The sequence below is a fragment of the Neorhizobium sp. PAMB6630 genome, assembly GCF_058242775.1.
The window spans coordinates 583,689-609,789 of sequence record NZ_CM177836.1 but is presented as its reverse complement, the minus strand read 5'-3'; the positions used below and the strand labels follow the sequence as shown (position 1 = coordinate 609,789).

Annotated in this window: 28 protein-coding genes; 21 read left to right on the top strand and 7 right to left on the bottom strand. The window is 62.0% G+C overall.

The genetic code is table 11. The features are described 5' to 3' along the window. Positions 1–3 precede the first annotated feature (3 nt). Together AC4CWF_RS02865 and AC4CWF_RS02860 are read left to right on the top strand one after the other, a co-directional pair. The gene (locus AC4CWF_RS02865; protein WP_491283627.1) at positions 4–1,212 is read left to right on the top strand and encodes an osmoprotectant NAGGN system M42 family peptidase; all 1,209 of its coding nucleotides are present in this window, start codon (positions 4–6) and stop codon (positions 1,210–1,212) included. A gap of 75 nt (positions 1,213–1,287) precedes the next feature. Beyond that, the gene (locus AC4CWF_RS02860; RefSeq protein WP_491283626.1) at positions 1,288–1,689 is read left to right on the top strand and encodes a four-helix bundle copper-binding protein; all 402 of its coding nucleotides are present in this window, start codon (positions 1,288–1,290) and stop codon (positions 1,687–1,689) included. 94 nt (positions 1,690–1,783) lie between these two features. On the opposite strand, the gene AC4CWF_RS02855 is transcribed toward AC4CWF_RS02860, so the two are convergent. Next, positions 1,784–2,170, bottom strand: a complete 387-nt coding sequence (locus AC4CWF_RS02855; protein ID WP_491283625.1) for a diacylglycerol kinase — start codon at positions 2,168–2,170, stop codon at positions 1,784–1,786. Between the two features lie 273 nt (positions 2,171–2,443). Between AC4CWF_RS02855 and AC4CWF_RS02850 the strand changes: the two genes are divergently transcribed. From AC4CWF_RS02850 to AC4CWF_RS02830, 5 genes are all read left to right on the top strand, one after another. Then, a complete protein-coding gene (locus AC4CWF_RS02850) occupies positions 2,444–3,613 on the top strand; it encodes an ABC transporter substrate-binding protein (protein ID WP_491283624.1) in 1,170 nt (389 codons plus the stop codon). Between the two features lie 263 nt (positions 3,614–3,876). Then, positions 3,877–4,737, top strand: coding sequence for a branched-chain amino acid ABC transporter permease (locus AC4CWF_RS02845; protein ID WP_491283623.1), 861 nt, complete (start codon positions 3,877–3,879; stop codon positions 4,735–4,737). Beyond that, entirely contained in the window at positions 4,734–5,765 is a 1,032-nt protein-coding gene (locus AC4CWF_RS02840; protein ID WP_491283622.1) for a branched-chain amino acid ABC transporter permease, read from the top strand. Before AC4CWF_RS02845 ends, AC4CWF_RS02840 begins: the two co-directional genes overlap by 4 nt. Then, positions 5,762–6,508: an ABC transporter ATP-binding protein gene (locus tag AC4CWF_RS02835; protein WP_491283621.1), complete on the top strand. Its 747-nt coding sequence runs from the start codon at positions 5,762–5,764 to the stop codon at positions 6,506–6,508. The genes AC4CWF_RS02840 and AC4CWF_RS02835 overlap by 4 nt, the downstream gene beginning before the upstream one ends. Continuing rightward, positions 6,505–7,203 carry an ABC transporter ATP-binding protein gene (locus tag AC4CWF_RS02830; protein WP_491283620.1) on the top strand — a complete coding sequence of 233 codons (699 nt, stop codon included), beginning with the start codon at positions 6,505–6,507 and terminating at the stop codon, positions 7,201–7,203. Before AC4CWF_RS02835 ends, AC4CWF_RS02830 begins: the two co-directional genes overlap by 4 nt. A 104-nt stretch (positions 7,204–7,307) precedes the next feature. Here AC4CWF_RS02830 and AC4CWF_RS02825 read toward each other — a convergent pair whose 3' ends face one another. From AC4CWF_RS02825 to AC4CWF_RS02805, 5 genes are all read right to left on the bottom strand, one after another. Next, positions 7,308–7,436: a hypothetical protein gene (locus AC4CWF_RS02825; protein ID WP_491283619.1), complete on the bottom strand. Its 129-nt coding sequence runs from the start codon at positions 7,434–7,436 to the stop codon at positions 7,308–7,310. Between the two features lie 209 nt (positions 7,437–7,645). Continuing rightward, positions 7,646–8,911 carry an ABC transporter substrate-binding protein gene (locus tag AC4CWF_RS02820; protein ID WP_491283618.1) on the bottom strand — a complete coding sequence of 422 codons (1,266 nt, stop codon included), beginning with the start codon at positions 8,909–8,911 and terminating at the stop codon, positions 7,646–7,648. Between the two features lies 1 nt (position 8,912). Next, complete coding sequence (locus AC4CWF_RS02815; protein WP_491283617.1) at positions 8,913–9,959, bottom strand: aldo/keto reductase; 1,047 nt, start codon at positions 9,957–9,959, stop codon at positions 8,913–8,915. Positions 9,960–9,963: 4 nt separating this feature from the next. Beyond that, positions 9,964–10,308, bottom strand: a complete 345-nt coding sequence (locus AC4CWF_RS02810) for a TIGR04076 family protein (protein WP_491283616.1) — start codon at positions 10,306–10,308, stop codon at positions 9,964–9,966. 9 nt (positions 10,309–10,317) lie between these two features. After that, complete coding sequence (locus AC4CWF_RS02805) at positions 10,318–11,031, bottom strand: GntR family transcriptional regulator (RefSeq protein ID WP_491283615.1); 714 nt, start codon at positions 11,029–11,031, stop codon at positions 10,318–10,320. Positions 11,032–11,128: 97 nt separating this feature from the next. Here AC4CWF_RS02805 and AC4CWF_RS02800 point away from each other — a divergent pair, with 97 nt between their 5' ends. The 9 genes from AC4CWF_RS02800 (at position 11,129) to AC4CWF_RS02760 (ending at position 20,153) form a co-directional block, all read left to right on the top strand. Continuing rightward, entirely contained in the window at positions 11,129–11,932 is an 804-nt protein-coding gene (locus AC4CWF_RS02800) for an ABC transporter ATP-binding protein (protein ID WP_491283614.1), read from the top strand. Continuing rightward, complete coding sequence (locus AC4CWF_RS02795) at positions 11,929–12,672, top strand: ABC transporter ATP-binding protein (RefSeq protein WP_491283613.1); 744 nt, start codon at positions 11,929–11,931, stop codon at positions 12,670–12,672. The genes AC4CWF_RS02800 and AC4CWF_RS02795 overlap by 4 nt, the downstream gene beginning before the upstream one ends. Next, on the top strand, positions 12,669–13,580 hold the full coding sequence (locus AC4CWF_RS02790) for a branched-chain amino acid ABC transporter permease (protein ID WP_491283612.1): 912 nt from the start codon (positions 12,669–12,671) through the stop codon (positions 13,578–13,580). Before AC4CWF_RS02795 ends, AC4CWF_RS02790 begins: the two co-directional genes overlap by 4 nt. Then, a complete protein-coding gene (locus AC4CWF_RS02785; protein ID WP_491283611.1) occupies positions 13,577–14,548 on the top strand; it encodes a branched-chain amino acid ABC transporter permease in 972 nt (323 codons plus the stop codon). The genes AC4CWF_RS02790 and AC4CWF_RS02785 overlap by 4 nt, the downstream gene beginning before the upstream one ends. A 5-nt stretch (positions 14,549–14,553) precedes the next feature. Next, positions 14,554–16,020 (top strand): aldo/keto reductase, encoded by a 1,467-nt coding sequence (locus AC4CWF_RS02780; protein ID WP_491283610.1) that lies wholly within the window; start codon positions 14,554–14,556, stop codon positions 16,018–16,020. A gap of 313 nt (positions 16,021–16,333) precedes the next feature. Continuing rightward, positions 16,334–17,200 (top strand): glycine betaine ABC transporter substrate-binding protein OsmF, encoded by an 867-nt coding sequence (gene osmF / locus AC4CWF_RS02775; RefSeq protein ID WP_491285169.1) that lies wholly within the window; start codon positions 16,334–16,336, stop codon positions 17,198–17,200. A gap of 66 nt (positions 17,201–17,266) precedes the next feature. Continuing rightward, positions 17,267–18,433, top strand: coding sequence for an ABC transporter permease (locus AC4CWF_RS02770; protein ID WP_491283609.1), 1,167 nt, complete (start codon positions 17,267–17,269; stop codon positions 18,431–18,433). Beyond that, positions 18,430–19,368 carry an ABC transporter ATP-binding protein gene (locus AC4CWF_RS02765; protein WP_491283608.1) on the top strand — a complete coding sequence of 313 codons (939 nt, stop codon included), beginning with the start codon at positions 18,430–18,432 and terminating at the stop codon, positions 19,366–19,368. The genes AC4CWF_RS02770 and AC4CWF_RS02765 overlap by 4 nt, the downstream gene beginning before the upstream one ends. After that, on the top strand, positions 19,365–20,153 hold the full coding sequence (locus AC4CWF_RS02760) for an ABC transporter permease (protein ID WP_491283607.1): 789 nt from the start codon (positions 19,365–19,367) through the stop codon (positions 20,151–20,153). Before AC4CWF_RS02765 ends, AC4CWF_RS02760 begins: the two co-directional genes overlap by 4 nt. On the opposite strand, the gene AC4CWF_RS02755 is transcribed toward AC4CWF_RS02760, so the two are convergent. After that, entirely contained in the window at positions 20,150–20,905 is a 756-nt protein-coding gene (locus AC4CWF_RS02755; protein ID WP_491283606.1) for an IclR family transcriptional regulator, read from the bottom strand. The two genes, AC4CWF_RS02760 and AC4CWF_RS02755, sit on opposite strands and share 4 nt — an antisense overlap. Positions 20,906–21,009: 104 nt before the next feature. On the opposite strand from AC4CWF_RS02755, the gene AC4CWF_RS02750 reads away from it, so the two are divergent. From AC4CWF_RS02750 to AC4CWF_RS02730, 5 genes are read left to right on the top strand one after another with little or no spacing between them, the layout of a single operon-like run. Then, the gene (locus tag AC4CWF_RS02750) at positions 21,010–21,942 is read left to right on the top strand and encodes a polysaccharide deacetylase family protein (protein ID WP_491283605.1); all 933 of its coding nucleotides are present in this window, start codon (positions 21,010–21,012) and stop codon (positions 21,940–21,942) included. 45 nt (positions 21,943–21,987) lie between these two features. Next, a complete protein-coding gene (locus AC4CWF_RS02745; RefSeq protein ID WP_491283604.1) occupies positions 21,988–23,481 on the top strand; it encodes an ABC transporter substrate-binding protein in 1,494 nt (497 codons plus the stop codon). A 15-nt stretch (positions 23,482–23,496) separates the two neighbouring features. After that, complete coding sequence (locus tag AC4CWF_RS02740) at positions 23,497–24,417, top strand: ABC transporter permease (protein ID WP_491283603.1); 921 nt, start codon at positions 23,497–23,499, stop codon at positions 24,415–24,417. A 4-nt stretch (positions 24,418–24,421) separates the two neighbouring features. Continuing rightward, positions 24,422–25,291: an ABC transporter permease gene (locus AC4CWF_RS02735; protein WP_491283602.1), complete on the top strand. Its 870-nt coding sequence runs from the start codon at positions 24,422–24,424 to the stop codon at positions 25,289–25,291. Positions 25,292–25,301: 10 nt separating this feature from the next. Further along, positions 25,302–26,090 (top strand): SDR family NAD(P)-dependent oxidoreductase, encoded by a 789-nt coding sequence (locus AC4CWF_RS02730; RefSeq protein WP_491283601.1) that lies wholly within the window; start codon positions 25,302–25,304, stop codon positions 26,088–26,090. The last annotated feature ends 11 nt before the right edge of the window (positions 26,091–26,101 follow it).

The following is a 26,101-nucleotide window of genomic DNA, read 5'->3' as shown; positions in this document are numbered from 1 at the left end:
CGCATGACCATCGATATCGACGAAGACTATCTCCTTGGCCAGCTTAAGGCGCTGCTGTCGATCGACAGCCCCACGGGTTACACCGACCAGGTGGTGCGATACTGCTCGCAGGAGCTGGAACGGCTGGGTCTCACGCCGGAACTGACGCGGCGCGGTGCCATCCGTGCCGTGCGCCAGGGCAGCCGGCGCAAGGGGGCCCGCGCCATCGTCTCGCATGTCGATACGCTCGGCGCGCAGGTGAAGGCGATCAAGGACAATGGCCGGCTGGAACTGGTGCCCATCGGCCATTGGTCCGCCCGTTTTGCCGAGGGCGCGCGGGTGACGATCTACAGCTATCACGGCACCTTTCGCGGCACGATCCTGCCGCTGAAGGCGTCCGGCCACACGTTCAACGACGAGGTGGATACCGCGCCTGTCGGCTGGGCACATGTGGAACTGCGCATCGATGCCATCACCGCGTCCGCTGCGCAGACACGCGGGCTCGGAATCGATGTCGGCGATACGGTGGCCATCGATACCGGCACCGAATTTCTCGACAACGGCTTCATCAATTCCCGCCATCTGGACGACAAGGCGGGCGTGGCCATTGCCCTTGCCGCCATCGAGGCGCTGGAGCGGACGGGGGCCTGCACGCCCGTCGATACGCACTGGCTGTTCACCATAGCCGAAGAGGTCGGCGTTGGCGCCTCATCCGTTCTGACGGCCGAAATCGCCTCGATGCTGACCATCGACAATGGCACCACGGCACCGGGGCAGAATTCCTCGGAATTCGGCGTTACTATCGCCATGGCCGACCAGACCGGACCTTTCGATTATCACCTGACGCGAAAACTGGTGGATCTCTGCATCGAAAACGACATTCCCTACCAGAAGGATGTCTTTCGTTATTACCGCTCAGATTCAGCCTCCGCGCTGGAAGCAGGCCACGATATCCGCACCGCACTTGCCACTTTCGGCGTGGATGCCTCGCATGGTTATGAACGCATCCACACCCATGCGCTCACAAGCGTTGCAAAGCTGGTCTCGGCCTTTGCCGTCAGCCCCGTCAATATCGACCGCGACGCCGAGGAAATTTCGAGCCCCAAGGGGTTTACCACCCAGCCGACGGAAGAGGCGGAACAGGTGGTGCAGCTTGCCACCGAAGGTGGACGCGCGCCGGAACAGCAGCGGCCGATTGGAGCGCATTTGACTGGAAAGCCTGAACGGACCTGATCACCTTGGAACCATGGCTGGCACGTTTGGTTGGAAGAGCATTAACCCCGAACAAAGACCATAAGGAGAAGATCCATGCAGGTTCGCGAGATGATAGCCAGCCATCCCCACGTTGCCGGCAATCCGCAGGACGCGCTTCTGCGCTGCATCGAGGCGTGCTACGACTGCGCCCAGACGTGTACAAGCTGCGCCGATGCCTGCCTTGGCGAAAAACAGCATGACATGCTGATCCAGTGCATTCGCCGCAATCTCGATTGTGCCGACATCTGCGCGGCAACAGGCGCCATCGCCTCGCGCCGCACCGGTTCGAATATTGAAGTGATGCGCGCCGTGATCCAGGCCTGCGCCGAAGCCTGCCGCGTGTGCGCAGAGGAATGCAGCACCCATGCCGAGATGCACGAGCATTGCCGCATCTGCGCCAAGGCCTGCGAGCGCTGCGAAAAAGCCTGCCGCGAGGCCCTGCCCAACGTTCACTGAGCAGCAGGCCCCTTTCGGCTGGCACGAGCCACCCAGGCGCTGCCCGCCGGATTTTCTTTCCTCAACACAGGTATGGTGGTCAAGGCTGGCTTGCTCAGCCCGGGAAGGCGGCGCTGTAAAGCGTGTGCAGGAACAGGATGCCATTGGCCAGAAGCAGGCAGAACACGGCAAACGAGCCGAGATCCTTGGCATGGCGAGCGGCCAGCGAAAACTCGGGCGAGACGCGGTCGACGATTTCTTCGATGGCCGTGTTCAGCGCCTCCACCGCCACCAGAACCAGGAACAGCACAAGTGCCGCCAGATAGGTGCTGAACGCAACGCCGATCAGCGCATAGACACAGCTGATGGTCAGAAATACCGCGCATTCATGCCGAAACGCCGTTTCGCCAAACAGGCGACGCGCACCGCCCAGCGAATAACGCGCAGCCGCCAGAACATGGCCAAGGCCCCGTTGTCTTTGATGCCGAAGAGGTTCGGACATGTTTGCGCTCCCCACACAATCTCCTGCACATAACAAGGCTGCATGCATCACGCAAAGGCAAAGCTCTAAAGCACCGCGCGGTCAGCCCGCAGCGCTTGCGTCTCTGCCTTGCCTGCCGCAAGGTGGCGCTTGTCCTTCGCAGATTTGGTGTATACATTGCTTCCTGCGGCTCGAGGAGGAGACTTGAATGCCGCAGCGAAAACATGCGCATAGCATTCATCGGGTTCATGGGAGTGAGCCTGTCGCGGGATTTGAACTCTGGGAGGAGTATACATGGCATCCGTATCGAGACGCCTTTTCATGACAGGCGCTGCCCTGTGCAGCCTGTTGTTTTCGCATGCCCAAGCCGCAGAAACCGTCAAGATCGGCCTCGTATTGCCGATGACGGGCCCCTTCGCCTCGACCGGGCGTCAGGTGGAAGCCGGCGTCAAGGCCTATATGGCGCTGAATGGCGACACGGTGGCGGGCAAGAAGGTGGAAGTGGTGCTGCGCGACGACGCCGGAACGGCGGACCAGACGCGGCGCATCGCGCAGGAACTGGTGGTCAAGGACGGCGCCTCGATGCTGATGGGCTTTGGCCTGACGCCGCTGGCGCTGTCGGTTGCGCCGGTGCTGAGCCAGGCCAAGGTTCCCGCCATCATCACCTCGGCCACCACCTCTATCATCACCCAGAAATCCGATTATTTCGTGCGCACCAGCATGGCCGGCCCGCAATCGGCCGTGCCGGTTGCCACCTGGGCGGCCAAGAACGGGCTGAAGCGCGTCGTCACGCTCGTCTCCGATTACGGCCCGGGCATCGATATCGAAAAGGGCTTTACCGATCAGTTCAAGAAGGACGGCGGCGAGATTCTGGAAGCGGTACGTGTGCCCCTGCAGAACCCGGATTTTGCCCCCTTCCTGCAGCGGGTGCGCGATACCAAGCCGGACGCCGTCTTCGTCTTCGTGCCCTCGGGCGTCGGCTCCATCTTCATGAAACAGTTTGTCGAACGCGGCCTTCGCGATGCCGGCATCAAGCTGATCGCAACCGGTGACGTGACCGACGATGACCTGCTGAACGGCATGGGCGATGCGGCACTTGGCGTGATCACCGGCCACTTCTATTCCGCAAACCATGACAGCCCGGAAAACAAGGCGTTCGTGGCGGAGGTGCGCAAGGCCAACAAGAACATGCGGCCGAACTTCATGTCCGTCGGCGGTTATGATGCCATGGCGCTGGCCTATGCAGCGCTCAAAAAAACCAATGGCAATACCGACGGCACCAAGCTGGTGGACGCCATGAAGGGCATGGCCTGGACGAGCCCGCGCGGACCAATCACCATCGACGCGAAAACCCGCGACATCGTGCAGGACATCTACATGCGCGAGGTGAAGAAGGTGGATGGCGAGCTTTACAACGTCGAATTCGCCACCTTCCCGAAGGTGCGGGACCCGAACACACCCTGATGGGCAGGATGCGCCGGCAAGGCTCACGCCTTTCGGCGCATCCGTCTGCCGCATCAGATCCCTGATGGCGCGGAACGGGACGGCTCTTCGGCAGCTTCGCCGCCCTCCTTCGCCAGCCAGACACTGGATGCAGCGATAGTCGCCGGCATCCGGAGCGATGATGCAGCCATCAAAGCGCGTGCCGGGGCATCAGCGTTCCGGCAGCAGACACACCCTGCGCCTGATCCGCGTCTTATCATGTCCCGCCATCTCCGGGAGGAACGATGCTGACAATCCTGTTCGATGGCATTGCCTATGGCATGCTGCTCTTCGTTCTTGCCTGCGGGCTGGCCGTGACGCTTGGCCTGATGAACTTCGTCAACCTTGCCCACGGCGCCTTTGCCATGGCCGGCGGTTACGTGACCGTGGTGCTGATGAACCGCTATGGCATTTCCTTCTACTGGTGCCTGCCGGCGGCATTTCTCCTCTCCGGCGCGCTGGGCGCATTGCTGGAGGTCACCCTCTATCGCCGCCTCTACAACGCCTCGCATCTCGATCAGGTGCTGTTTTCCATCGGCCTCGTTTTCATGGCCGTGGCGGGCGTGGATTATGTCATGGGCGGACAGCAGCAGCTGATTTCGCTGCCAAGTGCCCTGTCGGGCCGGTTCAGCCTGATGGGCGTCGATATCGGCCGCTACCGGCTGTTCATTATCGTCCTCTGTGCAGCGCTCACCATCGCGCTTCAAACGACGCTTGCCAGAACCCGTATCGGCAGCCAGCTGCGGGCCGCCGTTGATGATGGACGGGTGGCGCGCGGACTTGGCATCAATGTCTCGCTGATCTTCATCCTGACCTTTGCACTCGGGTCGGGCCTTGCCGGCCTCGGCGGTGCGCTCGGGGTGGAACTGCTGGGGCTCGATCCGAATTTTCCGCTGAAATACCTCATCTATTTCATGATCGTTGTGACGATCGGCGGCACATCCTCCATCACCGGGCCGTTTCTGGCTGCCCTGCTGCTGGGTATTGCCGATGTGGCGGGTAAATATTACCTGCCGTCGCTTGGGGCCTTCATCATCTATGCGGTGATGATCGCCTTCCTGATCTTGCGCCCCAACGGGCTGTTTTCCAGGGAGGGAGGACGATGAGCCGACTGCCCCGACAGGCGCTGGCCAGCGCCTTCCTTCACCGCAAGGCCCGCTGGAAACCGCTGGAATTTGCCTTCTGGATAACAGCACTTGGGGCAGCCTTTGCATTTCCCTCGCAGCAATTGCTGCTGAGCGAAATCGCCATCCTGGCGCTTTTTGCCCTGTCACTCGATCTGATCGTCGGTTATGCCGGCATCCTGTCGCTGGGTCACGCCGCCTTCTTTGGGATCGGCGCCTATGCCGCCGGGCTTATCAGCCTGCATGCTGTGGCAGAACCGGTCACGGGGCTGATCCTGTCCGGCGCGATTGCCGGCCTTGCCGGTCTTGCCACCAGCTTTCTCGTCTTGCGTGGCAGCGATCTCACCAAACTGATGACAACGTTCGGCGTCAGCATGCTTCTGGCGGAAGCGGCAAACCAGGCCGCCTGGCTGACAGGTGGTGCCGACGGCTTGAGCGGCATCGTGATCGATCCCATTGTCGGCCTGTTCGAATTTGATCTCTTCGGGCGCACCGGCTATCTCTACTGCCTGGGGGTGCTGTTTGCCGCGATGTTCGTCGCGCGCCGCATCGTCAATTCGCCCTTCGGCCTGTCGCTGAAGGCGATCAAGCGCAACAGCCGGCGGGCGGCGATGCTGGGCATTTCGCCCAATCGCCGGATTGTTGCCATCTATACTTTGTCTGCACTCTATGCCGGCTTTTCCGGCGCGCTTCTGACCCAGACAACCAGCTTTGTTTCGCCCGATGTGCTGGCCTTTCACCGCTCGGCAGACGTGCTGCTCGTTCTCGTGCTGGGTGGCGTCGGTTATCTCTATGGGGGCGTGATCGGGGCGGTGATATTCACCGTGCTGCGCGCCTGGCTGTCGGTCGTCACCCCGCAATACTGGATGTTCTGGATCGGGCTGATCCTGGTGGCGCTTGTGCTTGTCGGGCGTGATCGCATCAGCCCTGCCCGGCTTCTGGCCGGGCTCCGGGCGCGAACCGGCAGCCCTCCCTCCAGTCCCGCACAACACCAAAAGGAGGAGGCATGACACCCGCACTCGAAACCCGTGCACTGGTCAAGCGCTTCGGCGGCCTTGTCGTGACCAATGATGTTTCGCTGTCCGTCGCCCCCGGTGCCCGCCATGCGCTGATCGGCCCGAACGGCGCCGGAAAGACCACGATCATCAACCTCCTCACCGGCGCGCTCACCCCCAGCAGCGGGCGCATCCTGATCGGCGGCGAAGACATCACCGATGCAACACCCTTTGCCCGGGTAAAAAAGGGCATGGCCCGCACCTTCCAGATCAACCAGTTGTTTGACGACCTGACACCGCTGGAATCGATGGCGTTGGCGGTGAGTGAACGGCTGGGACACGGCACTCGCTTTTGGCGGCCTCTCGCCTCTGACAGGCAAGCGGCCGCAGAAGCTGCCGATATCCTTGAGCGCTTCCGCCTTGCCGACGTGATGTGCCTGCCGACGCGCGGTCTTCCCTATGGCAAGCAACGCCTGCTTGAAATCGCCCTTGCCATCGCGCTGAAGCCGAAGGTGCTTCTCCTCGACGAACCGGCCGCCGGCGTGCCGGAGGAGGATCGCCACGAGGTGCTGACGATTGTGCGCGACCTGCCGACGGATGTGACGGTGGTGCTGATCGAGCACGACATGGACCTGGTGTTTTCCTTTGCCGACCGCATTTCGGTTCTGGCGGCAGGCCGGCTGTTTGCCGAAGGCAGCGTCGCCGACATTTCGCGCAATCCCGACGTGAAGGCCATCTATCTCGGAGATGCCGCATGACCCAATTGCTGCGCATCGAACAGTTGGTTTGCGGTTATGACGAGGCGCAGGTGCTGAACCGCATCGACCTTTCGCTTGGCGAAGGGCAATCGCTGGCCCTGCTCGGGCGCAACGGTGCCGGCAAGACGACGCTGATCAACAGCATTGTCGGGGTGACCACCCATCATGCCGGCCGCATTCACCTCAACGGCGAAGACATCACGCAGCTTCGCCCCGAACAGCGCGCCGCGCGCGGCATCGGCTGGGTGCCGCAGGAACGCAACATCTTCCGGTCGCTGACGGTGGAGGAAAACCTCACCGCCTCCGCCCGTGCCGGCCGCTGGGACCTTTCCACCATCTATGCGATGTTTCCGCGATTGAAGGAGCGCCGCCGAAACCTTGGCAACCAGCTTTCCGGCGGTGAACAGCAGATGCTGGCCGTGGGCCGCGCCCTGATGCTCAATCCAAAACTCCTGCTTCTCGATGAGCCCCTGGAAGGGCTGGCCCCGATCATCGTGGACGAACTTCTGGCAGCGCTGCGCCGTATCGTCACCGAAGAAGGCCTGGCGGCCATCATCGTGGAACAGAAGGCCCGCAAGATCCTGCCGCTGACGGACGAGGCCATCGTCCTCAACCGCGGCAGCATCGCCCTTGCCGCAGCCTCACGAGACCTCTTGGACAATCCTCACCAGATGGACGCACTGCTGGCGATCTGAGCCGCAGCCGTTCCCCACCACGACCGGATCTGCCTGATGCCGCGCATAAAAAAGGCACGGCGCTGAAGAACGCCGTGCCGAAATGTCCAACTGCAATCGTCAGCCTAGAACTTGATGCTCAACTTGCTGCCGAAGATCTGCGACGTGGTCGTCGAACCGAAAGCACCGTCATAATAGAGACGCAGCGTTGCAGCTTCGCCGGCAAACACATCCGCGCCGACCGAAGCGCGCACTGCGTTCCTACAAGCAGTCAACCGAAGGCGCTCTTTTTCCCGGCGCGCAGGATCTCCTGCTATGCAGCAGCAAAGGCTGCGCTACAAGGCAGGCACCGTTGACGCAGCGGCTTCCGCGCTCGCATCAGATCGGGAGCGCCCGGATGAACGGGCGCTCCAGTTCTTCGGCTGGGATTCCACTTCAGTGGTTTGGCACCGCTCAGGACCCTTTACGGGGCAAGCGAGGCCTTCAGCTTGGACACATCATCGGCTTCCATCTGGCCGATCGTGGTAACTTCGCCATCCTTGATCTTCCAGAGGCGGAAGGGGCCGGTGATGTCGCCGTACTTGTCGAAGGAGACGGGGCCAATCACGCCTTCATATTTGATCGGCTTGCCGTCCTTGATCAGCTTCAGCGCCTTTTCGAATTCGGCCTTGCCGGCATGGATCGGCGTGCCGCCTTCGGCCACCACTTCGGAAATGGCGGTCTTGATGGCGGCCTTGTCCGCCTTGCCGGCCTTGGCAATGGCCAAAGCGACGATGGCACCGGCATCATAGGAACGGTCGGCGGCAGGCGCACCCGGCGAGATGCCACCCGAGAATTTTTCATAATTGGCGTTGAAATACTCCGTCGATGCCGTCGGGCTGGTGCCGGACGAGGTGCCGTAGGCATCGTTCAGATACTGTGCGCCGACGCTTTCGATGAAGTCCTTGGAGTTCATGCCGTCATTCAGCAGGAACTTGGCGGCCCCGCCGCCGGAGAGCCAGGCGCGGGCAATCGTTGCGCCGTCCACCGGCGTGCTGACGAGGTAGAGCGCATCGGGCTCGTCCTTCATCGCAGCACTTGCTTCTGACGAATAACTCGCCTGCTTTTCGTTATAGGGCGTCGTGGAGGTGATTGTGCCGCCGAGCTTGGCATAGGCAGCGGTGAATTCCTTCACCATGTTGACGCCAAAATCGTTGTTGACGTGGATGATGGCGATCTTCTTCAGGCCCTGATCGAGGGCGTACTTTGCAGACGCCGTGCCCTGCAGCGCATCGGACGTGATGGTGCGGAAGAAGACGCCGTTCGTCTTGCCGTCGCGACCGAGCACCGTCAGCGTCGGCGAGGACGAGGCGGGCGACACCTGCACCACGCCGGCGGGCGCCGTCACGGAGGTAAGGATCGGGATCGAAACCGACGAGATGATGCCGCCGATGATAACAGGCACCTTCTTGATGTTGACGAGCTGGGTGGCCTGATCGACAGCAACCGTGCCCTGGCTCTGGCTGTCGCGGGTATCCATGACAAGCTTGCAGCCGCCGACGCCGCCGGCATCGTTGAAATCCTTGAACGCCATTTCGACGGATTTGGCGCCCGCCTTGCCGTATTCGCCGGCAGGACCGGTGAGTTCCATGACGACGCCGACCGTGATGTCACAATCGGCGGAAAAGGCCGGAAGGGCGGATACGGCAAGCCCTGCCAGCATGGTGGATGCAAGAACCAGTTTTTTCATCTCATTCCCCTTTGTTGAGATTGTACTTCATGATGCTGCCGTGACGCCCGTTGCGGTCGCGTTCGAGCGTGTAGACGTCACCCTCCAGTTCCTTCGCCTCGGCCATGACAGCCTCGATGTCGGAGAGATCCTCGGCCGACAGTGCAATGTCGGATATGGCGAGGTTCGATATCAGATGATCGCGGTTGCGCGCGCCGACGATGACGGCGGCCACACCGGGACGCCGCAGCATGGCAGCACTTGCAACGGTCGCGATATCCGTTTGGTGCCGGTCAGCGATCCGCCGCAACGTGGCAAGCAAAGCCTGGAACAGGTCCCAGCCGCCGATATCGTCGATGATCAGCTTGTATTTGGTGAGCGAGCGGTTTTCGAGCGGATGCGCGGGCTCAGAAACACCCAGCCACTTGTCGCTGAGGAAACCGCCTGCCACCGTGCCGTAACAGAAGAGCGCAAAGCTGTTCTCTGCCGCCAGCGACACCATGCGCTTTTCCGGTCGGCGGTCGAGTAGCGAATATTGCAGCTGCAGGGAGGCCAGCGGAATGCCGGCGGCAATCATCGCCGCGATATGGTCGCTGTCGAAATTGGTGCCGCTCACCTTGTCGATCTTGCCGGCCTGCTGAAGTTCTTTCAGCCAACCGGCCGTTTCCAGCCAACCATCGATGTCATAGGCCCACCAGTGGAACTGCACGAGATCGAGTCGTTCGAGGTTGAGCCGCTTCAGCGAGGTGTCGATAACGCTTTCCACATATGACTTGCTGATCGTTGGCAGCACCGTGAGGTCAGGCACAAACTTGGTGTGAACACGGATCCGGCTCAGCGCCTCCGCACCACGCAGGTCGCGGTAACGCAGGCGGAACTGGCCGATCAGGTCTTCCACGCCGGTATAGATGTCGGCGCAGTCGAACGTGGTGATGCCGGCATCGGCAAAGGCGACCATGTCCTCCACGGCCTCGGCCGGATCGACGGCGCCGTGCCCGCCGGCAAGCTGCCAGCCGCCGCGGATGACGCGGGAAATTTCATAGCCGGGGGCGAGCGTGATGCGTTGCATGGGATCAGTCTTCTTCTAAGGGAACGGCAGTGGTTTCGGCATGGCTGAAACGGCGGAGCCCCGTGCGGCGGATGCGCAACCGCGTTGCGCAGTTCGGATCGGGACAGGCAATGTCGGCATCCGTTGTCATCCAGTCATTTGGATGGGTAGGGCGCTGCTTGGCGGCCAGAAGCGGCAGAACGGAGGCAAGCGAATAGATCGATATGCCCTGCCCCGGTGGCAGATGCAGCATCTCGCCCTTCAGTTCGAAATAATCGCCGGGTCTTGCACCACAATAAACCGGCCCATCTTCAGGCACGACGACCTCCACATGCAGGTCGAAGAGATCAAAGCCGTCATCCTTGCTCATTGGCTTTCCTCACGCTGCCTGTTCGCCGGCATCGATCCGGGCGCGGACCAGATCGAAGGAGCGGCCGATATCGTTGGCGAGCGCCTGCATGGCAGCGTCCGCATCACCCGTCTCGATTGCCTCGATCATCGCCCAGTGATGGTCTGTGGCGGCAAGGCCGCCCTGTTCGTCATGGATCTGGGCAGCGGCACGCACCACCGGGCCCGATTGCAACCAGAGGCTTTCAACGATCGGGATCAGCACATGGGAGCCGGCGGCGCGGTAAATGTGGAAATGGAAACGCTGGTTGAACTGCGAGGTGACGGGACCGATGTCCTGCCCATGCTCCTCGAAGGCGTGGTCACAGTCGTGGTTGACCTGTTTCAGGAACGCGATGTCCTCGGCGCTGAGGTTCTCCAGCGCCATCTGCACGAGACGCCCCTCGATCAGAACGCGGGCGCGCTCCAGATCATCGAGCCGTTGGCGGGTGATCAGCGGCACGCGCACCGTGCGGTTCGCCATCGCCTCCAGCGCCTGTTCGGAGACAAGCCGCCCCAGCGCTTCGCGAACCGGCATGGTGCTGGTCTGCAGCCGTTCGGCGAGATCCACGATCCGCAGCGGATCGCCGGCGGCAAATCCGCCATTGATCAAGGTCTGGCGCAACTGGGCGTAGACACGGTCCTGCACGGTTTCCCGCCCGACCGGCGTCAACGCCTCGACGCTGTTGATCTGTGTGTCCATCATCCTTGCCTCATGTATCAACCGTTCAATTTTCCGGTTGATTTTCGGATAGGCTTAAAGTTTGATCAAACATCACACATCAAATCAAGATCCAATTTTCATGATGATCGCACGTGTAGCTTCAGACAGTCCCGCCCAGCCTCCGCCTGTTATCGAGGCCAAAGGCCTGACGAAGCGGTTTTTCGGTATGACGGCGGTGGACGGGATGTCGCTGACGGTGGCGCGTCAGGAAATGGTGGGGCTGATCGGCCCGAATGGCGCCGGCAAAACCACGATGTTCAGCCTGATTGCCGGAAGCCTGCAGCCGACATCCGGTGAATTGTGGATTTCCGGCCGCGAGGTATCGCGGGAGACGCCGGACAGGCGCATCGGCCATGGGCTCGCCCGTACCTTTCAGATCCCGAAACCCTTTGCCGAAATGAGCGTGCTGGAAAACCTGCTGGTTGGCGGACAGCGACAGGAAGGCGAAGGCCTGCTGGCGAACTTCCTGAAGCCGGCTGCAGTGCGGGCGCAGGAAAAGGCCCTGATCGAAAAGGCGCGCGGGCTTCTCGACTTCGTAACCCTCTCCCATCTCGAACATCAGCCGGCGCGGGTTCTGTCCGGCGGGCAGCGCAAGCTTCTGGAACTTGCCCGCGTGTTGATGGCCGATCCGGACGTGATCCTGCTCGATGAGCCGGCGGCGGGCGTCAACCCGGCGCTGCTGGAAGTCATCATCGAGCGCGTCATCACGCTGAACAACCAGGGCAAGTCGATCCTGTTGATCGAACACAACATGGACATGGTCTCGCGGCTCTGCACGCGCGTGGTCGCCATGGCGCTTGGCAAGCTTCTGGCAGAAGGCACACCTTCGGAAGTGGCCTCCAACCCGACCGTGATCGAAGCCTATCTCGGAGGCGGCGCATGACAGGCTCCATCCTTTCGACGAGCGGACTGGTGGCCGGTTACGAACCCGATCTTCCCATTGTCCACGGCATCGATTTTTCCGTGGCAAGCGGCGAACTCGTCGTGCTGCTCGGCCCGAATGGGGCCGGCAAGTCCACCTTTGTGAAGGCAATCGCGGGGCTGGTGCCGATCCATGCCGGCACGATGCTGCTGAACGGGCGTGACATCACCCATGTAGCACCTCACCGCAAGGTGGCGGAGGGTCTCGCCTTTGTGCCGCAGACGGAAAACGTCTTTGCGACCATGACCATTCTGGAAAACCTGCAGATCGCCGTGGCGCACCTGCCGAAGGCAAAGCGCACTGCTGCCATCGAGGCGCTGTTTGCCCGTTTCCCGGATCTGGCCGCCCGGCCCTCGCGTCTTGCCGGTGCGCTTTCCGGCGGGCAGCGGCAGATGCTGGCGGTGGCCCGCGCGCTGGCGCTTGATCCGCCGGTCATCATTCTCGATGAACCCTCGGCCGGCCTCTCGCCCAAAATCGTCAGCGAGGTTTTTGAGATGCTGAAGGCGATCAATGCCAGCGGCGTGACCGTGCTTCTGGTGGAGCAGAACGTGAAAGCGGCACTCGCCATTGCCAGCCGCGCCGTGATCCTTGCCGAGGGGCGCATTGCCCATGAAGGCCTGCCACAGGACCTGGCAAGTGATCCGCTGGTCGGAAAGATCTATCTCGGCACCGCGCACGATCATCAGAAGGCGCCCGCATGAACCCGCAATTCATCATGGACGGCCTGATTGCCGGCGCGATCATCGGTCTTGGCGCTGTCGGCGTCACCCTCACCTATTCGATCCTGCGCTTTTCCAATTTCGCCCATGGCGAACTTCTGTCCTGGGGCGCCTATCTGGCGCTTGCCGTCGCCGGAGCGCTCGGCACCCTGTCTGCCGGCCTCACCAAACCGATCGCCCCCTTCTCCTTCGGCTGGGCACTGCCGCTGTCGGCGGTGATCGCCATCGGCCTTACCGGGCTTCTGGCGCTGACGGTCGACGCCCTGCTGTTTTCCAGCTTCCGACGACGCGGCAGCGCGATCATCATCATGGTGATGGCAAGCTTCGGGGCGTCGCTAGCCCTGCGCAGCCTGCTCGAATTCCTCTTCACCTCGCGCCCGGCCTATTTCACCAAAGCGCTGCAGATCGCCATGAAACTCGGCGGCGGGCTTCGCGCCACGCCGGACCAGTTGCTGATGCTCGGCGTGACCTTGGTTTCCGTCGTCACCGTGCATCTCCTGATGACACGCACCGATATCGGCCGCGCCATGCGGGCGGTCAGCGAAAATCCGGCGCTCGCCAGCATTGCCGGCATCGATGTGCGCCGCGTGATCCGAACCACCTGGTTCCTGGGCGCCGCCTTGGCTTGCGTCGCCGGCATCATGAGCGGGCTTTTGATCCAGATCCGCCCCTATATCGGCCATGACCTTCTGCTTCCGCTGTTTGCCGCCGCCATCCTCGGCGGCATCGGCTCCGTGCCGGGGGCCATGCTGGCCGGCCTTATCATCGGCCTTTGCGAGGCGCTCGCGGTTCAGGCCGTCGGTGCCGAATGGCGCGCCGCCGTCTCCTTCGTCATCCTCATCTCCGTCCTCCTCGTGCGTCCGCGCGGCCTGTTCGGGAAAGCGTCATGACCCTCGATATCCTTGCCTATGCCGCCTTTTTCCTGTCGATGGCGCTGACCTATGCGATCATCTGCCTTGGCCTCAATGTGCAATGGGGGATGACCGGCCTGTTCAATGTCGGCATTGCCGCCTTCGTCGCGGTCGGGGCCTATACCTCGGCGCTTTTGACCACGCCGCCGAGCCCGGACCGTTTTGGCGGTTTTGATCTGCCGATCTTCGTCGGCTGGCTGGGTGCGGCGATCACCTCCGGCCTGCTCTCCTGGGCGGTCGGGGCGCTCACCATCCGGCTCCGGTCCGATTATCTGGCCATCGCCACCTTCGGCATCGCCGTTACCGTGCAACTGTGCATGCTGAACCTGCAGCCCATCACCGGCGGTGCCTTCGGCATCGGCTTCATTCCGCGGCCGTTCGCCGGCTTACAGGAGAATGCGCTTCTGTTCAGCCTCGCCAATTGCGGCGTCATGGCGCTGGTGGTGCTGGTCCTTTATCTCGGGCTTGAGCATCTGGCAAAAAGCCCCTGGGGCCGCGTGCTGCGCGCCATCCGCGAGGATGAGATGGCAGCGCAGGCGCTCGGAAAACGGCCGATCCGCTTTCGCCTGCAGGCTTTTTCGCTGGGCGGCGCCATCATGGGGCTTGCGGGAGCCGCACAGGCGCATTTCATCGGCTTCATCGCGCCTGACAATTACATGCCGATCCTCACCTTCCAGGTCTGGGCCATGCTGATCGTCGGCGGATCCGGCAACAATCGCGGCGCAATTGCCGGCGCCGTCCTCGTCTGGGGGCTTTGGGCGCTGTCAGCCGCTGCCGTCTCCAGCTTCGTCCCGGCAGAACAGCAGGCGCGTGCCGCCTCGCTGCAGATCGTCGCCATCGGCGTCGGCCTCTGCCTCATGCTTCTCTGGCGCCCGCGCGGCCTGTTCGGCGAGGTCAGTCCGCTGACCCGCCTGAAGTCGCTGCGCAGCGCCCCATCCAAGGAATAAATCTCATGCACACCCGTCCCGAACGCACCCTTCTCGCGCCCGATCTGGAAATCAGCCGCCTCGTCTGTGGCCTCTGGCAGGTGGCCGATATCGAGAAGGATGGTACGACCATCGATCCCGAACAGGGCGCCGATGCGCTGGAGGCCTATGCCCGTGCCGGTTTCGATACCTTCGACATGGCCGACCATTACGGATCGGCGGAAATCATCACCGGCCACCTGCTGAAGCGTTTTCCGGCAGGTGGCGCAAAGCCGCGCGCCTTCACCAAATGGTGCCCGGAGCCGGGGCCGATGACGCGCGATATCGTGCGGCGCGGCGTGGAAGACCGCCTCCAGCGCCTCGGCGTGGAAAAAATCGATCTTCTCCAGTTCCACTGGTGGACGTTTGAGCATCCGGCCTGGCTGGATGCCCTGCACGAAATGCAGGCGATGAAGACGGAAGGCTTGATCGGGGCGCTCGGCCTCACCAATGTCGATGCGGCGCATCTGGCGCTGGCGCTCGCCGACGGCATCGAGATCGCCAGCAATCAGGTCTCCTTCTCGCTCATTGACCGCCGCGCTGCCGGCGCGCTTTCGGATCTCTGCGCCCGCAGTGGCGTCAAGCTTCTCGCCTATGGCACGCTCTGCGGTGGCTTCCTGTCGCAAAAGTGGCTCGGACAGCCGGAACCGGCCTCCATTCCCGACTGGAGCCGCTCGAAATACAAGCGCTTCATCGATACGGCCGGCGGTTGGGAGCCCTATCAGGCCATTTTGCGCGCGGCCTCAGAGATCGCTGGCAAGCACGGCGTCTCGTTGTCGAATGTCGCAAGTCGCTGGGTTCTTGAACACGAAGCGGTGGCCGCCACCATCATCGGGGCGCGGCTTGGCGAAAATGAGCACCGCGACGACAACCTGAATGTCTTCCGCTTTGCTCTCGATGCGGAAGACCACGCCTTGCTCGACGCAGCCTTTGCACAGACAAATCCCATCCCCGGCGATTGCGGCGATGAATACCGCAAGCCCCCTTTCCTCACCGCGTCTGGCGACCTCAGCCATCATCTCGACGCCATCCCGTCGGTGTACAGCGCCGAGCCGATGCCGGGTCGACCGGGCCGCATGCGCGTCTCCTCCGGAAGCATCTGGGAGCCGATTGCCGGCTACAGCCGTGCAGTCCGGATCGGCAACCGGGTTCTGGTATCAGGCACCACGGCGACCCACGGCACCGACCGTTGCGTGGCACCGGGCGACGCCGGCGCCCAGGCGACCTATATTCTCGACAAGATCGCCGCCTCCCTCAATCCGCTCGGGGCGAAGATGGAAGACGTCGTGCGCACACGCATCTACCTGAAGGACGCATCCCAGTGGGAGCCGGTATCGCGCGCGCATGGCCGCGTGTTCGGCGAAATTCTTCCAGCCAATACACTGATCGAGGCGGGCAACCTGATCGGTGACTATGCGGTGGAAATCGAGGTGGAGGCGATTGTAGAAGAATGAGCCCGGCTGCCCTCGGTTTCTGATCAGGTGCAGCGATCGTCGAATGCGCGGGTATGATCTCGATATCCGCGTCGACGTGGCCCATACCCTGCGGGCTCAGTGTATGTGGCCTTTCCCTCAACTTTTGGACGTGAAGTCCCGCGATGCAAATTCTGTCTTGGCCATGGGCTATTTTTCTCCGAACAGCGCCACATATGGATGCTTACGCTCCTATGGACGCCGACCGGCCTTGGAGAACTTGCATCCTTTTTGAAGGGAAAACCCAACTGTGCGCATCAACACACTCTTTATCGCCAGCACCTTTGCCGCGCTGATGTCGGCAGCGGCCGCCAATGCTGAAGTCACCGTTTCATCGAAGATCGACACGGAGGGCGGCGTTCTCGGCAACATCATCCTGGCGGTCCTGAAGGCCAACAATATCGAGACGACGGATCGCGTGCAGCTTGGCGCGACACCGGTGGTGCGCAAGGCGATCACCGCCGGCGAGATCGACATCTACCCGGAATATACCGGCAATGCCGCCTTCTTCTTCGAAAAGGCCGACGATCCCGTCTGGAAGGATGCCGCCAAGGGTTACGAGGCGGCAAAAAAGCTTGACTACGACGCCAACAAGATCGTCTGGCTGACGCCGTCGCCGGCCAACAACACCTGGGCGGTTGCCGTGCGCAAGGATCTCGCCGAAGCCAAGGGCCTGAAGACATTCAGCGATTTCGGAAAATACGTGGCGGGCGGTGGCACTGTCGTGCTGGCGGCTTCTTCCGAGTTCGTCAATTCCGCGGCCGCCCTGCCGGCATTCCAGACGACCTACGGCTTTACGCTGAAGCCGGACCAGCTGATCACGCTGTCGGGCGGCGATACAGCCGCGACCATCGGCGCTGCGGCAAACCAGACCAACGGCGCCAATGCCGCCATGGTCTACGGCACGGATGGCGGCATCGCGCCGTCGGGTCTGGTCGTCCTGGAAGATGACAAGGCCGTGCAGCCGGTCTACCAGCCGGCACCGATCATCCGCGAAGCCGTTCTCAAGGAACATCCGGAAATCGAGACGCTGCTGAAGCCCGTGTTCGAAAAGCTCGACCTTGTGACGCTGCAGGACCTCAACGGCCGCGTTCAGGTCGGCGGCGAACCTGCCAAGGCGGTTGCCGAAGACTTTCTGAAGAAGAATGGCTTTTTGAAATAAGCTTTCCGCAAGACGGCCGGGTTCCTGTTGGAGGCCGGCCTTTTCAACACGATCAGGGACGCGGGTTTGACGGGTCGATTGGATAAGCTGGGCGTCGTCATCACGCTCCTGATTGCCTATGGCGTGGCCGTTGCGCCGTTTGCAACAGTCCGTGCCAACCGCATCGTTCCAGGTGTCGCAAAATCGATCCTCGATGCCCTGCCGAGCGGGATCGGCCTCATTCTTCTCGGGCTGATGTGTGCTGCCGCCATCATCGTTCTCCTGAAGACGCCGCCATCGATCAGGCTCGTGACGTCGGCCGTTGCGCTTGTTTCGATCAGCCTTTTCATCGGGATGGCGGCATCGCACCTGACGCCGCCGGAAAACACCTATGCCCGTGTCTCGCCAGCATCCGGCTTCTGGGTGCTGCTGTTTGCCTATGCACTGCTCGCAGCTGACGCGATCACGCGGCTGGGGCCACGGCCGATCATCCGGGTCGTGCTGCTTTTGCTGACGCTCGCCGGTGCGGCGGCGATCCTGATGTCGGGGCAGTGGGACGGGCTGTCGATCCTCAAGGAATATACGGGCCGCGCCGACGTGTTCTGGAGAGAAGCCCGCCAGCATGTGGCCTTGGCGCTCGGGTCTCTGCTGGCCTCGGCCGTCGTCGGGCTTCCGCTCGGTGTCCTCTGTCATCGGGTGGCGCCGCTTCGCGACAGTGTGCTGAACACGCTCAACCTGATCCAGACAATCCCCTCGATTGCGCTGTTTGGCATCCTCATCGCACCGCTCGGCTGGATCGCGATCCATGTGCCGGGAGCGGCAGCCATCGGCATCCGCGGCATCGGGGCGGCGCCCGCCTTCGTCGCGCTGTTTCTCTACTCGCTGCTGCCAATCGTTGCCAATACAGTGGTGGGGCTGGCCGGCGTGCCCCGCGAAACAAACGAGGCGGCGCGCGGCACCGGCATGACGAACCGACAGAGGCTGTTTCGCATCGAACTGCCGCTGGCGCTGCCGGTCATCCTCACTGGCATCCGCATCGTTCTTGTCCAGAATATCGGCCTTGCAACGATTGCGGCGCTGATCGGCGGCGGTGGTTTCGGTGTCTTCGTGTTTCAGGGTATCGGCCAGACGGCGATGGATCTGGTGCTGCTTGGGGCCGTACCGACCGTGGTGCTGGCCTTTACGGCGGCCATCGTTCTCGACGCCCTCATTGAAATGAATGCTCCGTCGCACAATCGAGGCAGGACCGCATGATCGAAATCGACGGCATCACCAAGCGTTATGACGGCAACACGGTCGTCAACACTGTGACAATGACGATCGAGCCCCGCACGGTGACAGTTATCGTGGGCACATCGGGATCCGGCAAGACGACGCTCCTGCGGATGATCAACCGGCTTGTCGAACCGTCGGAAGGGGTGATCCGGATCGACGGTGAAGACAATCGCGCCATGCCGGGTTACGTCTTGCGCCGCCGCATCGGTTACGCCATCCAGGGTCACGGTCTGTTCCCGCATCGCACGGTGGCGCAGAATATCGCAACGGTGCCGGCTTTGCTCGGCTGGGACAAACCGCGGATCGATGCCAAGGTCGAGGAACTGCTGACCCTGTTCCAGCTCGATCCCGCCGTGTTTGCGCAGCGGTTACCGCATGAACTGTCCGGCGGCCAGCAGCAGCGCGTCGGCGTGGCGCGGGCGCTGGCGGCGGAGCCAAACATCCTGTTGATGGATGAGCCGTTCGGAGCGCTCGATCCGATCATCCGGGCAAAGGCGCAGGCCGATCTGCTCGACATTCAGAAGGTGACGAAGACTACGATTGTTCTCGTGACCCACGACATGGACGAGGCTTTCCATCTTGCCGACCGGATTGCCGTCATGGACAAGGGAGCGCTGGTTCAATACGGCACCCCCGCCGAACTGGTCAAAAACCCGGCGACGGATTTCGTCCAGACCATGATCGGCGCCAGTGAACGGCCGTTCCGGCTTTTGTCGATCGGGACGGCAGGAGATGCAGTCGAACCGGGGCTGGTGAGCGGAAAACCGGTCGCAGCAATGACGAGCCAGCGAGAGGCCTTGTCCGAAATGCTCTGGAGCGGCCGCAACGCCTTGCCGGTCGTCGATGCCGATGGAACGATCCTTGGGCAGGTGACGCTGGACGCGCTCACCCGGCGCGCGGCGAAACCGCAATGAGGGCGTGGATCCCTTCTCTTCTGCGAGGCCTGTTGCTGGCGGTGCTTGTCACCTTCCTGGTCTCACCCCAATGGTTCGAGCCGCTTTTGAAGCCGCTGGTGCAGGAAAATGCTCCCGCGATCTACAATCAGGGCAGCCTGCTGACATTGACCATCCTGCACCTGCGCACGGTCGCAATCGCAACAGTCGGCGCGACCGTTGTTGCCCTTTCGCTCGCCATTCTGGTAACCCGGCCCTTCGGGGCAGAATTCCTGCCGCTGTCGCGCAGCCTGGTGAATATCGGCCAGACGTTTCCGCCCGTGGCCGTGCTGGCGCTTGCCGTCCCGATCCTCGGGTTTGGCGAAAAACCGACGCTGGTGGCGTTGTTTCTTTATGGCCTGCTGCCAATCTTTGAAAATACGCTGACGGGGCTCACCACTGTCCCCGCTTCGGTGATGGAAGCAGCACGCGGCTCCGGCATGACGGAGCGGCAGCGCCTGTTCAAGATCGAGCTGCCGCTGGCAATGCCGGTCATTGTCGCCGGCATCCGGTTATCGGTGGTGATCGGCCTTGCCACCGCAACCATCGGCTCCACCGTTGCGGCCAAAACGCTGGGCGAGGTGATCATCGCTGGCCTGCAATCCAACAACCTCGCCTTCGTGCTGCAGGGCGGCCTCATCGTCGGCGCGCTGGCCGTGCTGATCTATAACGGCCTCACGGCCATCGAACGCAGGCTGGCGCGCTCCCGGGGGGTGTCGGCAAAAAACCAGGCGGGCGACAAGAGATCCCTGAAATCTCCGTCCTAGGGCCGCCAATCCATGGCCCGGCTCAGCCGGAAGGCGGCTTCCCGCACCATCAGGATCAGCAGTTCCCGTCGTTCCAGGAAGCGGGATGTCAGTGTGCCCAGGTTGAGCGCGGCAATCACCTCACCCTTGCTGTTCCAAACCGGCGCGGCGATGCCGGTGGAACCGGTGACGAATTCCTGATCGTTCAGCGCATAGCCGTCACGGCGCACCTTGACGAGCAGCCGGCGCAATTCGTCCGGGTCGGTGACGGTATAGCGGGTGTAGGTAAGGAACTGCACCCGGGACATATAGCTTTCCAGAACGTCGGGGCGGGCATGGGCCAGCAGAAGCCGCCCGGTGGCCGTACAATAGGGCGTGATCGCGGCATCCAGATTGACGTCGTAGCGGAGTGGATGATGGCTCACGCACTTGGCAAGCCTGCGGATATCGCAATTTGCGTTCATGGTCGAAAGCAGCACTGTTTCTCCCGATTCGTCACGCAGCTTTTCCATGTGAGGGCGCGCGGTAACGACCAGCGGCTCCTCGTGCGGGCGAAAGGGAAAACCGTGGCTGGACTCAATCAGCGTATAGCGCCCGGCTTCATCCTGGGTGAGATGGCCGCGGGCCGTCAGGGTCTGGAGCAAGCCATGGGCGCTGGACTTGGGAAAGCCCAGGTCACGGATGATCTGCGACAGCGATACCGCTTCCCGACGCTGCGAGAGGTATTCGAGCAGATCGAGGATACGCCCGGCGCTTTTTACCTCGGAGTTCATATCCGTGAACAAACCCTAGATTGCTGATTAATTCTTAGGCTTGTAACACTTTTGAAGCAGAGGCGAAACGCGGATTGCGAAGCGCCACAGGATGAAGGTGACCGATGAGCGCCACGCAAGATCATGATCGGCAGAAGCCCTGGCTGTGGCCCGAGGAAATCTGGCGCCAGAAGATCGGCAAGGCGAGAGCCGGACGGTCTCTGAAACCGGCGGCCTGGAAGAACGGCGCGCGCATGGCTGTCGCCATCTCGTTTGACAGCGACCACGAGACATTCGAACTCCGAAACGGCGGTGAATCCATCAGCCGGTTGAGCCAGGGCCAGTACGGCGCCCGCCGCGGCATGCCGCGTATTCTGGCGCTCTTGGAAAAATACGGCGTGCCTGCATCCTTCTTCATGCCGGCCGTCTCGGCGATGATCAATGCGGACGAGGTCAAGGCCGTGATTGCCGGTGGCCACGAGCTTGGCATGCACAGCTGGATCCACGAATTCAACTCGCGTCTCGACTTTGAGACCGAACGGGATCTGGCGCTGCGGGCTGCCGACATGCTGGCAAAGCTTTCCGGCGTCCATCCGGTCGGAATGCGTACCGCATCCTGGGATTTCAGCCCCTATACGCTGGCGATCGCCCGCGAGATGGGCCTGCTCTACGATTCCTCCCTGATGGCCGACGACGACCCTTACGAGCTTCTGGAAGACGGTGAGCCGACAGGCATGGTCGAGATCCCCGTCGAATGGATCCGCGACGATGCGCCTTACGTGGCGATGGACCGAATGACCGGCGCGCGCCCCTATGGCGGGCCCGCCATGGTGGCGGACATCCTGCGGCGCGAGATGGACGTCGCGTGGGACGAAGGCGGCCTCTTCCAGGTGACGCTTCATCCCCATCACGTCGGCCATCGCTCCCGAATCTTCATTCTTGAGGAAACTATTCGCCATGCGAAGGCAAAGGGCGAAGTCTGGTTCTGTACGCATGCGGAACTGGCCCGATACTGTGCGCAGGAGTGCGGCCTGCCCGTCGCTGCGCCGGCCAGCTGAAACCGGTTCAACAACCAAAAATCAATAGGGAAGAGGGTGAACGACATGAAAACAGGACTGGCCTCCATCGCTGCCGCCGTCATGATGCTGATGGCATCGACCGCCGTCGCGCAGACCAAGGACACGCTGACGATCGATCTGCCCAACGATGCGGCAACGCTCGACCCGCACCTCCAGTGGAACACCGATAGCTACACGGTCTATCGCAACATCTTCGACAATCTCCTGACACGCGATACGTCCGGCAAGATCGTGCCGCAGATCGCAACCGCCTGGACCTATGACAACGACACGACCCTCACCTTCAAGATCCGTGACGATGTCACCTTTCAGGATGGTTCCAAGCTGACCGCCGACGATGTCGTCTTCTCGATCAACCGCATCATCAATCCGGCGCTGAAGAGCCCGCAGCTGTCGCAGTTCGATCAGATCAAGACGGCAGAAGCCGTCGATCCCACCACGGTGAAGGTGACGACCAAGTCGGCCTATCCGGCTTTGCTGGCCCAGCTCGTGAAACTGTCGATCGTTCCCAAAGCCTATGTCGAGAAGGTCGGCGACCAGGAATTCAACCTGAAGCCGCTCGGCAGCGGACCCTATAAGCTGGTGGAATGGCAAAAGGGTATCGCAACCAATCTCGAGGCATACGGCAACTACTGGCGCGGCCAGCCGCCCTTCCAGAAGGTCGTCTTCCGGGCTGTGCCCGATGTTTCCACCCGCATCGCCGACCTGAAGACCGGCAAAGCCGACCTCATCCGCGACGTGCCTCCGGATCAGGCATCCTCGCTTGAGAACGACAGCGGCACGAAGCTTCTGTCGGGCGAGACCGAGCGCGTCGGTTATCTCTACATCAATGCCGAAGCAGGCCCGACGAAGGACCTGCGCGTGCGCCAGGCAATCGCCTATGCCATCGACAAGCAGGGCCTGGTCGATGCCCTTCTCGAGGGCTATGGCAAGGCAGTGGACATCGTCGGTGCCGAGCCGATCTTCGGTTATACCGCCGACGTGAAAGGCTACCCCTACGATCCGGCAAAGGCAGCTCAACTGGTCAAGGAGGCCGGCGCCGAAGGGGCAACCGTCGAATTCCTGACCTCGCCATCCTATCCGCGCGCGCTCGTCGAAGCCATTCAGCAGATGGTGAATGAGGTCGGCCTCAACGTGACGATCTCCTCGAGCGATCAGGCGACCTTCCTGAAGCGTCGCCAGGGCGATGCCGACAATGCCGGCGGCATGGCCTTCGGCGCCTGGTCCTGCGCCTGCCAGGATGCCGACGGCATCATCTTTCCGCTGTTCCGCAGCGGCAGCATCTGGGCAAAATACAAGAACGAGAAATACGACGCACTGGTTGACGAGGCCCGCACCATTCTCGACGAGCAGAAGCGCAAGGCACTTTATGCGCAAGCCTACGAGATCCTGCGCGAAGACGTGCCGGGTCTTGGCCTCTACCAGGTCTATGCGCTCTATGGGGCAGCCAAGAACCTGGAGTGGAAGCCGACGGCCAACGAAGCCATGTTCGTCATGGACATGAGCTGGCAGCAGTAAGGCAAGGAAGGGATCGTGTTGAATTACGCCGTCCAGCGGTTGATACAGGCCATTGTCGCCATCTTCGGCGTGCTCACGATCGTCTTTGTCGTCATGCATCTCTCGGGGGATCCGACGCTGCTTCTGGTCCCCCAGGATGCCTCTGCCGAAATGATCGCCCAACTGCGCCACCAGCTCGGCTTCGACCGGCCGATCCATATCCAGTATCTCGATTATCTCTATGGGCTGACCCAGCTGGACTTCGGCATCTCCGTCGTCCAGCGCGTGCCGGCCCTCGATATCGTCGCCTCGCGGCTGCCCTATACGATCCAGCTTGCCGCCGGCGCCCTGCTGGTGGCGATCGGCATCGGTATTCCCGCCGGCATCATCATGGCCACAATGCGCGATACCGCCATCGCGCGGATCCTTGCCGCCATCGTCGTCACCGGCCAGAGCGTGCCGACCTTCCTGTCGGCCATTCTGCTGATCTTCATCTTCGGCGTCACGTTGCGCTGGCTGCCGACATCAGGGGCCGGCGAGCTGTCCGCCATGATCATGCCATCAATTGCGCTCGGGGCACTTTCGATGTCGACCTTTGCGCGCATGACGCGGATCGCGATCATCGACGAACTCGGCAAGGATTATGTCCGCGCCGGCCGCGCTCGCGGCTTGTCGCTTCGTGAGATCGTCTTTCGCCACGTGCTGCGCAATGCCTCCATTCCGGTCATCACCATTGCCGCACTGGAGATTGGCAACCTGCTTGCAGGTGCTGTCATCATCGAGACTGTCTTTGCCTGGCCGGGCATCGGGCAGCTTGCCATCCAGTCCATCCAGTCGCGCGACTTCCTGGTCGTCCAGGTCATCGTGCTCTTGATTTCATTCGTTTATGTGCTGACCAGCGTGGCGGCCGATCTCGTTTATGTGGTCGTTGATCCGCGCATCCGGCTGGTGAGGTGAGGAAATGTCCGTGATTGCAAGCGCCCATGCCGTGCGCCAGCGCCTCCGCCGCGTTCCGCTGTCGGTCATCGTCGTCTCCATTCTCCTCTGCGTGATCATCCTTCTCGCCGTCTTCGCGCCCTTTTTCGCGCCAGCCGATCCGAACAGCCAGGCGCTTTTGGCCCGTCTGAAGGCACCCGGCTTTTCCTATCGCGGCATCACCTACTGGATGGGCACGGATGATCTCGGCCGCGATCTTCTGTCGCGCACCCTTTATGGCGCGAGGATTTCCCTCGGTGTTGCCGTGCTTTCGGTGGTCGTCTCCACACTTGTCGGCGTGTCGCTCGGCATGCTGGCCGGCTGGTTCCGCGGCTGGACCGAAACCATCATCATGCGCCTCGTCGACATCATGATGTCGATCCCGGCCATCCTGCTGGCGGTCCTCACGGTTGCTGTGCTGGGTCCTGGTTTCCTGAAGCTCGTCCTCGTTCTTGGCCTCACACGCTGGCCGCGCTACACCCGCGTTGCCTATGCCCAGACGCTACAGGTGTCGAACCTGCCGTTCATCAAGGCATCCGAGCTTGCCGGAGCAGGCGCCGTGCGCATCCTCCTTCACCATATCCTCCCCAATATTGCCGGTCCGCTCCTGATCGTCGCAACGGCGGAGTTCGGGCTGATGATCCTGATGGAATCGGGCCTTTCCTTCCTCGGGCTCGGCATACAACCTCCATCGGCCAGCTGGGGCTCGATCATGAGCGTCGGCCGGCAGTATCTCGAACGCGCCTGGTGGATCGTCGCCGTTCCCGGCGCCTGCCTCTTCCTCCTCGTCTTTTCCGTCAATGTGCTCGGTGACTGGCTGCGTGACCAGCTCGATCCGCGCTCCCGTTCCCGCTGAGGTGACATTTATGGACTTCCACGACAAGACAATGGTCATCACGGGCGCTGCCGGCATTTTCGGCGGCTGGACGGCCGCCTATTTCGCCAAGCGCGGTGCAAAACTCTGCCTCAGCGATATCCGCATGGAGGCGCTGGAAAAGGTCGCGGCCGATCTCAACCTTGATCCGGCAACCACGCTCCTGCATGCGACGGAACTGACGAGCGATGCCTCCATGCTCGACCTCGTGGATCTGGTGCGCCGCGAGTGGAAGGCGCCGGATATTCTCGTCAACAATGCCGGCATCTACACCCGTTTCGGCCTGCTGGAGATGGAATTTGCCGATTGGGACCGCGTCTTCGGTGTCAATCTGCGGGCACCCTTCGTGCTGACGCGCGAGATGGCGAAGCTGATGATTGCCGAGGGCAAGAAGGGGTCAGTGATCAACATTTCCTCGGGTGCCGCGCGCAAGATGAACCAGAATTCGGTGCCCTATTGCACCTCGAAGACGGCGCTGGAGCGCCTGTCCAAGGGTTTTGCCATGGAGCTTGCCCACCATGGCATTCGCGTCAATATCGTCGAACCCGGCTTTGCCCCGGGCAGCGAGGTCTCGGCTCTCGACGACGACTACGTCAAAAACATGCTCAAAAACATACCTCTCGGGCGCGCCAGCGGCCCGGAGGATGCACCGGGCGCGATTGCCTATCTCTGTTCCGAGCAGGCGTCCTTCATCACCGGTGCCGTCTTCAGTGTCGATGGTGGCAATTCCATCGGCAATTACAAACGACCTGAACCGGCCTCGCCGGCAGCCGCAGGTTAAGGGATCACCGT

What these genes read in the sequence shown, in the direction of transcription:
- AC4CWF_RS02865 (WP_491283627.1), top strand. Translation starts at nt 4, where the DNA reads ATGACCATCGATATCGACGAAGACTATCTCCTTGGCCAGCTTAAGGCG.
- AC4CWF_RS02860 (WP_491283626.1), top strand. Translation starts at nt 1,288, where the DNA reads ATGCAGGTTCGCGAGATGATAGCCAGCCATCCCCACGTTGCCGGCAAT.
- AC4CWF_RS02855 (WP_491283625.1), bottom strand. Translation starts at nt 2,170, where the DNA reads ATGTCCGAACCTCTTCGGCATCAAAGACAACGGGGCCTTGGCCATGTT.
- AC4CWF_RS02850 (WP_491283624.1), top strand. Translation starts at nt 2,444, where the DNA reads ATGGCATCCGTATCGAGACGCCTTTTCATGACAGGCGCTGCCCTGTGC.
- AC4CWF_RS02845 (WP_491283623.1), top strand. Translation starts at nt 3,877, where the DNA reads ATGCTGACAATCCTGTTCGATGGCATTGCCTATGGCATGCTGCTCTTC.
- AC4CWF_RS02840 (WP_491283622.1), top strand. Translation starts at nt 4,734, where the DNA reads ATGAGCCGACTGCCCCGACAGGCGCTGGCCAGCGCCTTCCTTCACCGC.
- AC4CWF_RS02835 (WP_491283621.1), top strand. Translation starts at nt 5,762, where the DNA reads ATGACACCCGCACTCGAAACCCGTGCACTGGTCAAGCGCTTCGGCGGC.
- AC4CWF_RS02830 (WP_491283620.1), top strand. Translation starts at nt 6,505, where the DNA reads ATGACCCAATTGCTGCGCATCGAACAGTTGGTTTGCGGTTATGACGAG.
- AC4CWF_RS02820 (WP_491283618.1), bottom strand. Translation starts at nt 8,911, where the DNA reads ATGAAAAAACTGGTTCTTGCATCCACCATGCTGGCAGGGCTTGCCGTA.
- AC4CWF_RS02815 (WP_491283617.1), bottom strand. Translation starts at nt 9,959, where the DNA reads ATGCAACGCATCACGCTCGCCCCCGGCTATGAAATTTCCCGCGTCATC.
- AC4CWF_RS02810 (WP_491283616.1), bottom strand. Translation starts at nt 10,308, where the DNA reads ATGAGCAAGGATGACGGCTTTGATCTCTTCGACCTGCATGTGGAGGTC.
- AC4CWF_RS02805 (WP_491283615.1), bottom strand. Translation starts at nt 11,031, where the DNA reads ATGATGGACACACAGATCAACAGCGTCGAGGCGTTGACGCCGGTCGGG.
- AC4CWF_RS02800 (WP_491283614.1), top strand. Translation starts at nt 11,129, where the DNA reads ATGATGATCGCACGTGTAGCTTCAGACAGTCCCGCCCAGCCTCCGCCT.
- AC4CWF_RS02795 (WP_491283613.1), top strand. Translation starts at nt 11,929, where the DNA reads ATGACAGGCTCCATCCTTTCGACGAGCGGACTGGTGGCCGGTTACGAA.
- AC4CWF_RS02790 (WP_491283612.1), top strand. Translation starts at nt 12,669, where the DNA reads ATGAACCCGCAATTCATCATGGACGGCCTGATTGCCGGCGCGATCATC.
- AC4CWF_RS02785 (WP_491283611.1), top strand. Translation starts at nt 13,577, where the DNA reads ATGACCCTCGATATCCTTGCCTATGCCGCCTTTTTCCTGTCGATGGCG.
- AC4CWF_RS02780 (WP_491283610.1), top strand. Translation starts at nt 14,554, where the DNA reads ATGCACACCCGTCCCGAACGCACCCTTCTCGCGCCCGATCTGGAAATC.
- osmF (WP_491285169.1), top strand. Translation starts at nt 16,334, where the DNA reads ATGTCGGCAGCGGCCGCCAATGCTGAAGTCACCGTTTCATCGAAGATC.
- AC4CWF_RS02765 (WP_491283608.1), top strand. Translation starts at nt 18,430, where the DNA reads ATGATCGAAATCGACGGCATCACCAAGCGTTATGACGGCAACACGGTC.
- AC4CWF_RS02760 (WP_491283607.1), top strand. Translation starts at nt 19,365, where the DNA reads ATGAGGGCGTGGATCCCTTCTCTTCTGCGAGGCCTGTTGCTGGCGGTG.
- AC4CWF_RS02755 (WP_491283606.1), bottom strand. Translation starts at nt 20,905, where the DNA reads ATGAACTCCGAGGTAAAAAGCGCCGGGCGTATCCTCGATCTGCTCGAA.
- AC4CWF_RS02750 (WP_491283605.1), top strand. Translation starts at nt 21,010, where the DNA reads ATGAGCGCCACGCAAGATCATGATCGGCAGAAGCCCTGGCTGTGGCCC.
- AC4CWF_RS02745 (WP_491283604.1), top strand. Translation starts at nt 21,988, where the DNA reads ATGAAAACAGGACTGGCCTCCATCGCTGCCGCCGTCATGATGCTGATG.
- AC4CWF_RS02735 (WP_491283602.1), top strand. Translation starts at nt 24,422, where the DNA reads ATGTCCGTGATTGCAAGCGCCCATGCCGTGCGCCAGCGCCTCCGCCGC.
- AC4CWF_RS02730 (WP_491283601.1), top strand. Translation starts at nt 25,302, where the DNA reads ATGGACTTCCACGACAAGACAATGGTCATCACGGGCGCTGCCGGCATT.